Source organism: Hydrogenophaga sp. L76, assembly GCF_057654755.1.
Genome location: NZ_CM172807.1, coordinates 2,613,555 through 2,626,153, shown reverse-complemented (window position 1 = coordinate 2,626,153; position 12,599 = coordinate 2,613,555). Strand labels below are relative to the sequence as shown.

Here is a 12,599-nt window from a genome sequence, read left to right as displayed (position 1 = left end):
GGCGTTTTTATTTGTCTGCGGGTCGATGCCCCTGACAACGTGGACGGGCGCTGGGGTATATTGCCAGCGCCCAGGTACCGGATCGAGGGCGTTTGTTTGATCACAGGAGTTCACACACCATGTCGGCTACTTTGTGGATTTTGCTGGCCGTTGGGCTGGCGTTGGTGTTCTGGGCCGTGGGCGCCTACAACCGCCTGGTGCGGCTGAAAAATGCCATCGCCAACGCTTTTGGCCAGATCGACGTGCAGTTGAAGCGTCGCTACGACCTGATCCCCAACCTGGTCGAAGTGGCGCGCAAATACCTGGCGCACGAAGCGCAGACGCTGGAAGCCGTGATCGCTGCGCGCAATCAGGCGCGCAGTGCCGAACAGAGCGCCGCCGCCAGCCCCCTGAATGCCGGCGCGCTCGGCGCGCTGGCCGGTGCCGAGCAACTGCTCGGTGGCGCGCTGGGCCGCCTGTTTGCGGTGGCCGAGGCCTACCCGGATCTCAAGGCCGACCAGACCATGCGCGAACTCAGTGAAGAGCTCTCGAGCACCGAAAACCGCATTGGCTTCGCGCGCCAGGCCTACAACGACCATGTGCTCGAATTCAACGATGCGGCGGCCCAGTTCCCGACGCTGATCGTGGCGCGCCTGTTCAATTTTCCGACCCAGTCGATGCTGGAATCCACCAGCAACGAAACCGAGCGCCAGGCCGTGAAGGTCGCGTTCTGACGTGCTGATTTTCGAGTCGCAACGTGAGGCGCGCGGGCAGACCCGCAAGCTGCTGCTGGTCTTCGCGCTCACCGTGTTGCTGCTGGTGCTGGCGGTCAATGCCGCTCTGGCCCTGGCCTGGGGGCTGACCTGGAGCTTCTGGTTCCCGGGAGCGGGTTTCCCGCGACACTTCTTTGCAGTCAACACCGCCGTGGTGTTGCTGTTTGTGCTGGGCGGCTGGTGGGTGGAAACCTCACGCCTGGCCAGCGGTGGCGGTCAGCGTCTGGCCGAACAGATGGGCGCACGGCCCGCGCAGCCATCGGGCAACTTCGACGAGCAGCGTTTCTGCAACATCGTCGACGAGATGGCCATATCGTCGGGCATGAAGCGGCCGACCGCCATGGTGGTGGCGCGCGACCAGGGCATCAACGCCTTTGCCACCGGTTGGGATGAAGACGACGCTGTGGTTGCGGTCACCCGCGGTGCGCTCGAGTTCCTGACGCGCGAGGAGCTGCAGGGGCTGGTGGCCCACGAATTCAGCCACATCCGTGAAGGCGATACGCGCCTCAACATGCGGCTGATCGGCATGGTGTTCGGCCTGGAGATGCTCTACCGCATGGGCCAGCACCTGTTTGAACCCGATGTGCGGGGCCGGCGCATGGCCGCGGCCTTGCTGGGACTGGCCATCATGGCTGCCGGCTGGTTGGGCTGGGTGGCAGGGCACGCCTTGCAGGCGGCGGTGTCGCGCCAGCGCGAATACCTGGCCGACGCCCGCGCTGTGCAGTGGACGCGCAGCCGCGATGGCCTCGGCGGTGTGCTGCGCAAGGTCAAGAGCCAGCGCCAGGCGGACTTTGCACCCCGCCAGGTCGGCTCCACGGTGCAGCACATGCTGCTGGTGGGGAACGAGGTCGGTCAGGTGGCACACTGGCTCGATTCGCACCCCACGCTGGAGCAGCGCATCCGCCGCATCTATGGCCGCCACATGGGGGCGCTGCCCCTGGAGCGTGACCCCGCGCTGGATGCCACAGCCACTGCCCAAGCCGCGCCGACAGATCCTTCAGGACCTCAGGCTCCGGGCTGGACACTCAGCTGATGGCGAATATCTACCAGGACCCTCATTGACCTCCAACAGCTCCGCAGACCGCCCGGTGCCCAACGCGCCAACGCTTGCCACGCAACTGCGCTGGACCGCCCAGTGCGTGCTCGCGGTCGAACAGGGTCGCTCGCTCAGCGAGGTGCTGCCCCAAGTGGCATCGGCGCTGCGACCGGGCGTGCAGGCGCTCACCTTCCAGACCCTGCGCCAGCTCGGCGCTGCGCGCGCACTCGGTCGGCTGCTGGCGCAGCGTGCGCCTGCCGCGCCGGTGCTGGCCTTGCTGCACAGCGCGCTGGCCGTGTTGCTGGGTGATGAAAACGGGCAGCACTACCAGCCCCACACCGTGGTGGATCAGGCGGTGGAGGCGGCCAAGCAGCAGCGCAGCACCAGCATGCAGGCGGGCTTTCTCAACGCCTGCCTGCGGCGGTTTCTGCGCGAACGCGAGGCCCTGTGCGCGCAGCTGGTGGACGATCCGGTCGCGCGCTGGAACCACCCGCTGTGGTGGGTGGAGCGGCTGCAGCACGATCATCCCGAGCACTGGGCCGCGATCCTTGAGGCCAACAACGTGCCCGGCCCGATGGCGCTGCGGGTCAACCGGCGCCGCGCCGCGCGGGACGACTACCGCGCCCAGCTGGAGGCCGCCGGTCTGTCGGCCAGCCCGGTGGGCGATGACGGTCTGGTGTTGTCGGCCGCGCAGCCGGTGGAGCGCCTGCCCGGCTTTGCCCGAGGGCATGTTTCCGTGCAGGACGCAGCGGCCCAGATGGCCGCCAGCCTGCTGCTCGACGGCCGCGCCTGGAGCCCCGCCGACCGCGTGCTCGACGCCTGTGCCGCGCCCGGCGGCAAGACCGCGCACCTGCTCGAACGCGCCGATCTCGACCTGCTCGCGCTGGACGTCGACGCCCGGCGCTGCACCCGCATCCACGACAACTTGCGGCGCCTGGGCCTGAGCGCCGAGGTGCAGTGCGCCGACGCCGCCAACACCGCGGGCTGGTGGGACGGGCGCCCCTTTGACGCCATCCTGCTCGACGCGCCCTGCACGGCTTCGGGCATCGTGCGCCGCCACCCCGACGTGCGCTGGCTGCGCCGGGCCAGCGACGTGGCCCAACTCGTGGCTGTGCAGCGGCAGTTGCTGGAGCGGCTGTGGCCGCTGCTCAAGCCGGGTGGTCGCCTGCTGTATTGCACCTGCTCGGTGTTCCAGGCCGAAGGATCCGAACAGGTGAATGCGTTTCTGCTGCACCACACCGATGCCGTTCTGCAGCCTTCCCCTGGCCATTTGCTCCCCGGAACCGCCGCTGCCCATGGGGAGTTCAACGACAATGTGCCCGGTGGATACGACGGTTTCTTTTACGCACGCATCGACAAGGCCGGGCCTTGAGGGGGCCGTGCGCCGGGCGGCAACGCGTCTGTCGTTGCGATGGGTTCGTGCTTTGGTCTGGGTGTTCGCGCTGGCTTGCCTGGCGGGACCCGTCATGGCACGCGAGCCCGAAATCCAGTTCGTCAGCCTTCAGCGCAACACGGATGCGCTGACACTTTCCGTGCGACTGGGCTCGGTCGCCACGGCGGCGGTTGAAGATGCCCTGCTCAAGGGTGTGCCGATGTACTTCGTCTGGCAGGCCGACGTGTACCGTGACCGCTGGTACTGGGCCGATAAACGCGTGAGTTCGATGGTCCGGACCTTTCGGCTGGCCTACCAGCCACTGACCCGGCGCTGGCGTCTGAGTCAGGCCCACGATGGTGTGACGGGCTCGGGTGCGGCGGCACTGCAATATGCGCTGCACCAGAACTTCGAGAGCCTTGACGAGGTGCTGGCGGTCGTGGGCCGCGTTTCCAGCTGGGTCATTGCCGACGCAGCCCGGCTGGACGACGGTGCGCAGCACCGGGTCGAATGGCGGTTCAGCCTGGATCTTTCGCTGCTGCCGCGCCCGTTCCAGATCGGCATGGCCAACCAGTCCGACTGGAACATCGAGGTGGATGGGCGGCTCGATGTGCCCCATCAAGCCAAGGTCGATCCGCCTCCGGACATCGCCGTTGAGGTCAGGCCCGGCGAACCGGCGCGGTGAGGTGTGATGGCCCGCCGCTCTTCCTCCGCCGCCGCTGATTCATGAGCGAACACGTCCGATCTCCCGAGAAAAGACGCGCCTCCATGCGCTGGGCGGTGATCGTGGCCCTGGTGGTCATGACCGGTCTGGGCATGGTGCTGCTGTTCCTGCTCACCCTGGCCACACGCAACCGCGTGCTCTACGAGCAGTATTTTTCCTGGCTGTTCGGTGTCAATGTGACGGTGGCGACCTTGTTGTTCCTCGTCATCGTGTGGCTGGCGGTGCGGCTGGTCAGACGTCTGCGGCGTGGCAAGTTCGGGAGCCAGCTGCTGCTCAAGCTGGCCGCCATCATCGGGCTGGTCGGGGTGTTGCCCGGGCTGCTGATCTACACGGTGTCGTACCAGTTCGTTTCGCGGTCCATCGAAAGCTGGTTTGACGTGCGGGTGGAGTCTGCGCTGACCGCAGGGCTGAACCTGGGTCGCACCACGCTGGACACCCTGAGTGCCGATCTCGGCGCCAAGACCCGCATGGCCGCGGAACAGCTGTCGCGGGTGCCCGACGCCTCGGCGGTGCTGGCACTGGAGCGACTGCGCGAAAGCCTGTCGGCAAGCGATCTGGTGCTCTGGAGCGCTTCGGGGCAGGCGATCGCCAGCGCCGGCGCCTCGCGCTTCGACTTTTCGCCCGATCGTCCTGGCATGGCCCAGTTGCGCAGCGTTCGCGCGAACCGGGTGATGGTGCTGGTCGAAGGGCTTGATGAGGGCGGGGAAGAGCCGGCACAGGCCGGCTTGTTGGTGGCACAGGCACACATCAAGGTGCTCGCCCTCGTGGAGGCGGCCGGTTTCGGATTCAATGAAAACCCGCGCTACCTCCAGGTCGTGGTGCCCCTGCCGCGAGCGCTGGTCGCCGATGCCTTGGCCGTTCAGGTGGCCAACCGCGAATACCAGGAGCGCGCGCTGGGACGCCAGGGGCTGCAACGCATGTACATCGGCACGCTCACGCTGGCCCTTTTTCTGGCCATCTTCGGCGCCGTGTTGCTGGCGGTGTTGCTGGGCAATCACCTGGTGCGTCCCTTGCTCGTGCTCGCCGAAGGCATGCGCGAGGTCGCCCAGGGCAACCTCGCGCCCAAGGTTGAACTGACCTCGCGCGACGAGCTCGCGGGCCTGACCCGCACTTTCGCCCACATGACGCAGGACCTCGCCGATGCGCGCTCGGCGGTGCAGCACAGCATGGAGCAGGTGGACGCCGCCCGCGACAACCTGCAGACCATCCTCGACAACCTCACGGCCGGTGTGGTCGTGCTGGACGAGCGCGGCGGCGTGCTCAGCGTCAACCCGGGGGCGGCCCGCATCCTGCGCACCCCGCTGGGGCTGCATCTTGGGCAACCGCTGGCGGCCGTGGTTGGCCTGGAAAATTTTGCGGCGCAGGTGCTGCAGCAGTTCGAGCGCTTCCTGTCCGATGACACCCCGCACGAAGGCGGTCACTGGCAGCAATCGTTTGAACTCGGCGCGCACGACGCCACGGGCCAGCATGAAGGCATCACGTTGATCGCCCGCGGGGCCTTGCTGCCCAACAACGAGCGCTTGCTGGTGTTTGACGACGTGTCGGAGATGGTGTCCGCCCAGCGCGCGCGCGCCTGGGGCGAAGTGGCGCGGCGCCTGGCGCACGAGATCAAGAACCCGCTGACACCCATCCAGCTGTCCGCCGAGCGCCTGGCCATGAAACTGCAGGGCAAGGTTCAGCCGGCAGAGCAGGCCCTGCTGGACAAATCGGTCCGCACCATCGTCGATCAGGTCGACGCCATGAAGCACCTGGTCAACGAGTTCCGAGACTACGCGCGGCTGCCTGCAGCACAACTCACGCCCACCGACCTCAATGCCCTGGTGCGCGACATTCTGGTCCTGTATGACAGCTCGGCGGTGCCCGTGAAGACCGATCTGGACGATGACTGCCCCAGTGTGATGGCCGATCCGCAGCAACTGCGACAGATCCTGCACAACCTGGTGCAGAACGCGCAGGACGCCATGGCCGGGCAAGCCGGTGCCGAAGTACTGCTCCACACCCGGCGCTCAGGCTCGGGCCAGTGGGTGCGCCTGTCCGTGATCGATCAGGGTCCCGGATTCGCTGAAAACATCCTCAAGCGGGCGTTCGAACCCTATGTCACGACCAAGACCAAAGGCACCGGCTTGGGCCTGGCGGTGGTCAAGAAAATCATGGAAGAGCATGGCGGGCGCGTGGATATCAGCAACCGGTTGATCGATGGCAAAGTGGTGGGCGCCCAAGTGTCGTTATCATTCGCAGTTGCAAATTGACAACACGGACCGAGGGAAACATTTCACGCCATGGCAACTATTCTGGTCGTAGACGACGAACTGGGCATCCGGGATCTTCTCTCCGAGATCCTCAACGACGAAGGCCACACGGTCGAGCTGGCGGAAAACGCCGCTCAAGCCCGTGTTCTGCGCACGCAGATGCGCCCTGATCTGGTGTTGCTGGATATCTGGATGCCCGACACCGATGGCGTGACCTTGCTCAAGGAATGGGCCAGCGGTGGCATGCTCAACATGCCCGTGATCATGATGAGCGGACACGCCACCATCGATACCGCCGTGGAAGCCACACGCATCGGCGCCACCGCCTTCCTCGAAAAGCCCATCACCCTGCAGAAGCTGCTCAAAGCCGTGGACATGGGGCTGAACAAACCGGTGGCCAGGGTCGGTGCTGCGTTGCCCCTGAAAAATGGCGCGCTCGCGCCCGTGATGGAGCTGACCGTGGAAGTGGCCATGACCGGTGGCAGCCAGCCCGATGTGGTGTTTGACATCGGTCCCCAGCCTTCGCAGGCCTTCAACCTGGAAGGGCCGCTGCGCGAGGCGCGCGACGAGTTCGAGAAGGCCTATTTCGAATACCACCTGGCCAAGGAGTCCGGCTCCATGACGCGGGTGGCTGAAAAGACGGGTCTGGAGCGCACCCACCTGTACCGCAAGCTCAAGCAGCTTGGCGTGGATCTCGCCCGCAGCAAGCGCAACGCCCTTTGAACGCAGCGTCTGCAAAGTGGGGTCGATAAGCTGCTACAATCTTGCTTCTGTTTGGCCCGGTAGCTCAGTTGGTAGAGCAGCGGATTGAAAATCCGCGTGTCGATGGTTCGATTCCGTCCCAGGCCACCAAACACCTCGCAAAAGCCCATCCAACGAGATGGGCTTTTGCTTTTCCGGGTTGACCTTTTGTGTGGGTCGATCCAGGCCGGTTCGGCACCGAACCGGTTCACTGAATCTCAGGATTCGCTGTCGGCAAGACCGACTCCCCGGGCTCCGGCCCACCATCTTGCAAGGACTCCCCCGTGGTCACTGAAACATTTGCGCATGGGCACACCGAACTGGTTGCCCAGTTCGTGAGCCAGCTCACCACCCGCACCCTGAACCGCTTTGCCGAAGAATCCCGCCTGGATGGGGAAAGTCTGAAGGATGCCGTCGACCGCTATGAGATCGACTACGCCTGGCACATCCTGGGCTCGGACCGGATGCGCGAGTCCACTGTGGCGGTGCTGAAGGCCGGGCTCCCGCAATCGGTCACGGACGAACACCGGGACATCGTCGCCGCAATTCTGAGGTCGGCCGCCGAAAAGCTCGCGCCCGATGTGCTGATGAGTTTTGACAACGATGTGCCCGAACAGCTGGGAGGCCTGTTGCAGGCATGGTTCGAGGGCCATCCGGTTCCGGCGGTGGAGGCCGCCTGCTGAACGGTGCGCGCTGATCGGGCTTGGCCGCAACGGTGAGCCTTGGGAACCGACAAGAAAAAACCGGCGCGAGGCCGGTTTTTTTTCATGAGGCATCGACAGATGCTCAGTTGAACGGACGCGGCTTCGGCGTCTTGTCGGTCGAAGGCGGCATGATCGGCAGCGCGATCTGCGGTTGCTGGCCGGTCAGGGTCTTGAGGAAGGCCACGATCTTGGCGTTTTCGTCCTTGTTGAACTCGCGGCCCAACTGCAGTCGGCCCATCAGGTCCACGGCTTCCGTCATCGTTTCGGCTGCGCCGTCGTGGAAGTAGGGGTAGGTGAGTTCGATGTTGCGCAGCGTTGGCACTTTGAAGTTCAGGCGGTCGGCATCTTTGCCGGTCACGTCCACACGTCCGGCCGCGGTGCTGGCGGTTTTGTAGGGCTGTACCAGACCCATCTTCTGGAACGAGTTGCCGCCCAGGTTGGGACCGTTGTGGCAAGCCACGCAACCGCTGTCCTTGAACAGTTTGTAGCCGGCCAGCTCGTCGGCCGTGATGGCCTTCTTGTCGCCGTCGAGCCACTGGTCAAAGCGCGAGTTCGGCGTCACCAGGGTTTCTTCAAAAGCGGCGATGGCGGTGGTCACCTCGTCGATGGTGAGCTGGTCGGTCTTGAAGACCTGTTTGAACTCATCCACGTAGCCAGGGATGGACCTCAGCGTTTCAATGGCGAGCTCATGCGTGAAGGCCATTTCGCCCGGGTTGGCGATCGGGCCGCCGGCCTGTTCTTTCAGGTCCTTGGCGCGGCCGTCCCAGAACTGCGCGAGGTTCAGTCGCGAGTTCAGCACCGTGGGCGAGTTGATCGGGCCCTGCTGCCAGTTGTGGCCGATGGAGGTTTTCAGGTTGTCGGTGCCGCCCAGGCTCAGGTTGTGGCAGCTGTTGCACGAAATGAAGCCGGACTTGGACAGACGGGGATCAAAAAACAGTTTCTTGCCCAGTTCAACCGCAGCGGGATTGACCGCTTTGGGCGCTGGAACCGGAGAAACAGGCTCTTGATCCTGTGCCATGGCGGCGCTGGAGGTCATGAGGGCTGCAACAGCCACAGCGCGGAGTACCCACTGGAGAGATTTTGTGGTTTTCATGATGTCGGTGCTTTCAAAGTGTCAGAAGAATCACGGCATCAGTGGCGGTGTGACCGTCCGCAGACGTTTGCTTGTGACGGGGGCACTGTATGAGGGTAATCCCGGGTTTTTGTTGATCCCGGTCAACCTGATAGCCGACATCAATAGACTTCGACTATGTACTTCTTAGTCGTTGGCTATTGATGGCAGATGTTTTGGCCAATGCGGCGCAACGGGTGCGATCAGCGCCAGCCGGGCGCCTTGTCGAGACGGAAATACAGGCTGGACTGGCCGCTGGTGCTGCCTTCCGCCGGGCGTCGAATGCCGCGAATGACCTGCCCGCACGCCAGTGGCGCACCCGCCCAGACCGCATCCATGGTCACGCCGTCGGCGGATTCGTCGAGGTTGAACTCGCCGTCCACCACATCGCCTGACACCTGGGCCTGTACATCGTTGCCGGCGGTGGATCGCTTGATGTGACCACGCACGCTGCCGGGATAGTCGGGGTGGCGCTCGAACAGCACGGCGCCGCGGGAGTGGGGCTCGGTTTCCAGTCCGTCCAGCGGCCACAGCGTGAGCTGCCACAGGCCGTAGAGATGGACAGGTGTCATGCGGGCCGGTTCGACGCAGGTCAACGCCGCAGGCCCGTTGGGGCTGTTCTGGGCGGTGGCGTCGGGTGAGGACGTTGCTGTCAGCAAGGTCAGCAACATGGAGCCGATCAACGCGGACTTGGATCTGGTCTGGTTCATGGTGTTTCCGCGGCTTTCTGCGCGGCCTGGTCGGTGGCGCGCTGGGCGAACTCGGCGCGCAGCGCGCGCAGCTTTTCGCGCGGGTCTTCCTTCACCGTGTTCTGGTCCAGCGCCATCTCCTGGATGAAGCGGCTGGCCATGCCGGGCACGCTTTCGCGGCCCTTCTTGCGGCGCTTGAGCCAGCTCACGGCCAATGTGCGCTGCGCGCGCGTGATGCCCACGTACATCAGACGGCGCTCTTCCTGCAACCGCGACGCCAGGCTCTCGGCACTGGCGTCGCGGTTGCTCTCTTCGTCCATCTTGAACGGCAGCAGGCCTTCGTTCACGCCCACCAGCATCACGTGCGGCCACTCCAGGCCTTTGGATGCGTGCAGGGTCGAAAGCGTCACCACGTTCTGGTCTTTCTCGCGCTCGCTCAGGGTCGAGAGCAGGGCGATGGTCTGAACCACTTCGAGCAGCGTCTTGCGCTCGGTTTCGGTCTGCACGCCGGCCTCGTCCTCGATCTGGCCGCCGCAGCGCCCCGCCACCCAGTCACAGAATTCGACCACGTTGGTCCAGCGCGCGGCCGCCACCTTCTCGTTGTCTTCGCTGTCGTAGAGGTGCTTTTCGTAGGCAATGTCCTTGAGCCACTCGTTCAGAAAGGCGCGGGCGGCCTCGTGACCCACCGTGTGTCTGGCGCGGTACTCCAGGTCGTTCACCGCACGGCCAAACTCGTGCAGCGTCGCCACGGCGCGCGCGGGCAGCGTGGCGCCCAGCGAGTTGGAGAACAGGGCCTCGAACAGGCTGAGCTTGTATTGCGTGGCGAAGTTGCCGAGCTGTTGCAGCGTGGTGTGGCCGATGCCGCGTTTGGGCGTGGTGGCCGAGCGCAAAAACGCCGGGTCGTCGTCGTTGTTCACCAGCAGGCGCAGCCAGGCACAGAGGTCGCGGATCTCGGCCTTGTCAAAAAAGCTCTGGCCGCCCGAGACCTTGTACGGGATCTGGGCGCGGCGCAGCGACTGCTCGAACGATCGCGCCATGTGGTTGGCGCGGTAGAGGATGGCGAAGTCGCGCCACTCCTTGTGCGGCGAAACCGTGCGCAGGCTCTGGATGCGCGCCACCGCGCGCTCGGCCTCGTGCTCCTCGTTGTCGGCGTCGACCACGCGCACCGGCTCGCCTTCGCCAAGGTCGCTCCACAGCGTCTTGGGGAACAGTTTGGGGTTGGGGCCGATCACGTTGTTGGCCGCGCGCAGGATGGCGCTGGTGGAGCGGTAGTTCTGCTCCAGCTTGATGACCTTCAGCTCGGGAAAGTCCTGCGGCAACCGCTTGAGGTTGTCCAGCGTGGCGCCGCGCCAGCCGTAGATGGACTGGTCGTCGTCGCCCACGGCCGTGAAGCGCGCGCGCTCGCCCACCAGCAGTTTCAACAGCTCGTACTGCGTGGCGTTGGTGTCCTGGTACTCGTCCACCAGCACATGGCCCATCTTCTTCTGCCAGCGCTCGCGCACATCGAGGTGCTCGGTGAGCAGCTTGAGCGGCAGGCTGATCAGGTCGTCGAAGTCCACGCTCTGGTAGGCCGTGAGGCGCTCTTCGTAGCGCGCCATGATGGTCGCGGTGATCCGTTCGTTCTCGTCCTTCGCTGCGGCAAGCGCCTGGCCTGAATTCAGGCCCGCGCTCTTCAGGGCGCTGATCGCCCACTGCCAGCCGCGCGCGGTGTTGGCGTCGGTGGTGCCGCCACAGTCCTTGAGCATGCTGGTGATGTCATCGGTGTCGAGGATGCTGAAGTTCTTTTTCAGTCCCAGCGCCGCGCCGTCTTCGCGCAGCAGGCGCACCCCCAGCGCGTGGAAGGTGCAGATCAGCACTTTCTTGGCGTCGCGCCCCACCAGCTGTTTGGCGCGCTCGCGCATTTCGGCGGCGGCCTTGTTGGTGAAGGTGATGGCGGCGATGCGGTCTGCCGCGAGCCCGGCGTTGATGAGGCGGCCGATCTTGTGTGTGATCACCCGCGTCTTGCCCGAGCCCGCGCCGGCCAGCACCAGGCAGGGGCCGCCCAGGTGGTTCACGGCGTCGAGTTGGGCCAGGTTCAGGCCGTGGGACATGGGGACTTCATCGCTGGCATTCGGCAAAGCGTCTGATGATACCGGCGGCCCCCCGCACCCGCTGGCGTGCAGGCCTGGTGTCCGGCTTGCCCGGTGCACCGAGGTGATCCTGAGACAATCGCCCACCGTGCTCAACATCCTGCTCGTCACCTTCCCCTTCTTCGCGCTCGTGCTCGCCGGCTTTCTGGCCGCGCACCGGCGCATGCTGCCGCTGGAGGCGATCCCGGGGTTGAACGGCTTCGTGCTGTATTTCGCTCTGCCCTGCATGCTGTACCGCTTCGGCTCGACCACGCCGATCGCGCAGCTGCTCGATGCTTCGGTGGCGGGTGTCTACCTGCTGTGCGCGCTGATCATGGTGGCGTTTGCCATCGTCATGAGCATGAACAGCCGCATCCGCTGGAACGATGCGTCCATGGGCGCGCTGGTGGCGGCGTTCCCCAACACCGGCTTCATGGGCGTGCCGCTGCTCGCCGCGCTGCTCGGGCCGCAAAGCGTGGGGCCGGTGATCGTGCTGATCGTGGTGGACATGGTGATCACCAGCTCGCTGTGCATCGCGCTCTCGCGGCTGGATGAGGGCGAGGGCCATGGCGCCGAAGCCATGCTGGACGCCGCGAAAAAGGCGCTGCGCGGCGTGGTGGTGAACCCCATGCCCTGGGCCATCATCCTGGGCGGCGTGGCCTCGGCGCTGCAGTTCACCCTGCCCGGACCGGTGGAAAAAACCGTCTGGCTGCTGGCCGATGCGGCCTCGCCGGTCGCGCTGTTCACCATCGGCGCGGTGCTGGCGCGTTCGCAGATCCAGTCCAGCCACCCCATGCCCACCAGCGACTATTTGCCGGTGGCGATCATGAAGCTGTTGTTGCACCCGCTGCTGGTGCTGGCTGTCGGCACGGCGGCGATCCAGCTCGGCGTGCCACTGACGCCGTTTGCGCTCACGGTGATGGTGCTGGTGGCGGCCCTGCCCAGCGCCAGCAACGTGTCGCTGCTGGCCGAGCGCTTTGGCGCCGACAACGGGCGCATCGCCCGCATCATTCTGGTGACCACCGCGGCCGCCTTCCTCACGTTCTCGGGCGCGGTCGCGCTGATGACCTGATCTATAGTTATTGACTATTGATTGCCTAGTAAAAATCAGGT

The 12,599-nt window shown here is 65.3% G+C and carries 11 protein-coding genes and 1 tRNA gene; 9 read left to right on the top strand and 3 right to left on the bottom strand.

The window, feature by feature from the left end:
- Positions 1-119 precede the first annotated feature (119 nt).
- From AC23D4_RS12535 to AC23D4_RS12500, 8 genes are all read left to right on the top strand, one after another.
- Positions 120-713, top strand: coding sequence for a LemA family protein (locus AC23D4_RS12535; protein ID WP_472890021.1), 594 nt, complete (start codon positions 120-122; stop codon positions 711-713).
- A 1-nt stretch (position 714) separates the two neighbouring features.
- The gene (locus AC23D4_RS12530; protein ID WP_472890020.1) at positions 715-1,785 is read left to right on the top strand and encodes a M48 family metalloprotease; all 1,071 of its coding nucleotides are present in this window, start codon (positions 715-717) and stop codon (positions 1,783-1,785) included.
- Positions 1,786-1,810: 25 nt separating this feature from the next.
- A complete protein-coding gene (rsmB, locus tag AC23D4_RS12525) occupies positions 1,811-3,160 on the top strand; it encodes a 16S rRNA (cytosine(967)-C(5))-methyltransferase RsmB (RefSeq protein WP_472890019.1) in 1,350 nt (449 codons plus the stop codon).
- Between the two features lie 94 nt (positions 3,161-3,254).
- Positions 3,255-3,845, top strand: coding sequence for a DUF4390 domain-containing protein (locus tag AC23D4_RS12520; protein WP_472890018.1), 591 nt, complete (start codon positions 3,255-3,257; stop codon positions 3,843-3,845).
- Positions 3,846-3,886: 41 nt separating this feature from the next.
- On the top strand, positions 3,887-6,133 hold the full coding sequence (locus AC23D4_RS12515) for a sensor histidine kinase (RefSeq protein WP_472890017.1): 2,247 nt from the start codon (positions 3,887-3,889) through the stop codon (positions 6,131-6,133).
- Positions 6,134-6,163: 30 nt separating this feature from the next.
- Entirely contained in the window at positions 6,164-6,856 is a 693-nt protein-coding gene (locus AC23D4_RS12510; RefSeq protein WP_472890016.1) for a response regulator, read from the top strand.
- Between the two features lie 53 nt (positions 6,857-6,909).
- Positions 6,910-6,985, top strand: a tRNA-Phe gene (locus tag AC23D4_RS12505).
- Between the two features lie 173 nt (positions 6,986-7,158).
- Complete coding sequence (locus AC23D4_RS12500) at positions 7,159-7,557, top strand: hypothetical protein (protein ID WP_472890015.1); 399 nt, start codon at positions 7,159-7,161, stop codon at positions 7,555-7,557.
- Between the two features lie 103 nt (positions 7,558-7,660).
- On the opposite strand, the gene AC23D4_RS12495 is transcribed toward AC23D4_RS12500, so the two are convergent.
- The 3 genes from AC23D4_RS12495 to AC23D4_RS12485 all read right to left on the bottom strand — a co-directional run bounded on the left by AC23D4_RS12495 (position 7,661) and on the right by AC23D4_RS12485 (position 11,468).
- Positions 7,661-8,614: a cytochrome-c peroxidase gene (locus tag AC23D4_RS12495; protein ID WP_487623615.1), complete on the bottom strand. Its 954-nt coding sequence runs from the start codon at positions 8,612-8,614 to the stop codon at positions 7,661-7,663.
- A gap of 278 nt (positions 8,615-8,892) precedes the next feature.
- Positions 8,893-9,399, bottom strand: coding sequence for a hypothetical protein (locus AC23D4_RS12490; RefSeq protein WP_472890013.1), 507 nt, complete (start codon positions 9,397-9,399; stop codon positions 8,893-8,895).
- Positions 9,396-11,468, bottom strand: a complete 2,073-nt coding sequence (locus AC23D4_RS12485; protein WP_472890012.1) for an ATP-dependent helicase — start codon at positions 11,466-11,468, stop codon at positions 9,396-9,398. The genes AC23D4_RS12490 and AC23D4_RS12485 overlap by 4 nt, the downstream gene beginning before the upstream one ends.
- A 127-nt stretch (positions 11,469-11,595) precedes the next feature.
- On the opposite strand from AC23D4_RS12485, the gene AC23D4_RS12480 reads away from it, so the two are divergent.
- Positions 11,596-12,558 carry an AEC family transporter gene (locus AC23D4_RS12480; protein WP_472890027.1) on the top strand — a complete coding sequence of 321 codons (963 nt, stop codon included), beginning with the start codon at positions 11,596-11,598 and terminating at the stop codon, positions 12,556-12,558.
- Positions 12,559-12,599 lie beyond the last annotated feature (41 nt).

Coding starts and splice junctions, on each gene's coding strand:
- AC23D4_RS12515 (WP_472890017.1), top strand. CDS start 3,887: ATGAGCGAACACGTCCGATCTCCCGAGAAAAGACGCGCCTCCATGCGC.
- AC23D4_RS12510 (WP_472890016.1), top strand. CDS start 6,164: ATGGCAACTATTCTGGTCGTAGACGACGAACTGGGCATCCGGGATCTT.
- AC23D4_RS12535 (WP_472890021.1), top strand. CDS start 120: ATGTCGGCTACTTTGTGGATTTTGCTGGCCGTTGGGCTGGCGTTGGTG.
- AC23D4_RS12490 (WP_472890013.1), bottom strand. CDS start 9,399: ATGAACCAGACCAGATCCAAGTCCGCGTTGATCGGCTCCATGTTGCTG.
- AC23D4_RS12495 (WP_487623615.1), bottom strand. CDS start 8,614: ATGACCTCCAGCGCCGCCATGGCACAGGATCAAGAGCCTGTTTCTCCG.
- AC23D4_RS12520 (WP_472890018.1), top strand. CDS start 3,255: ATGGCACGCGAGCCCGAAATCCAGTTCGTCAGCCTTCAGCGCAACACG.
- AC23D4_RS12485 (WP_472890012.1), bottom strand. CDS start 11,468: ATGTCCCACGGCCTGAACCTGGCCCAACTCGACGCCGTGAACCACCTG.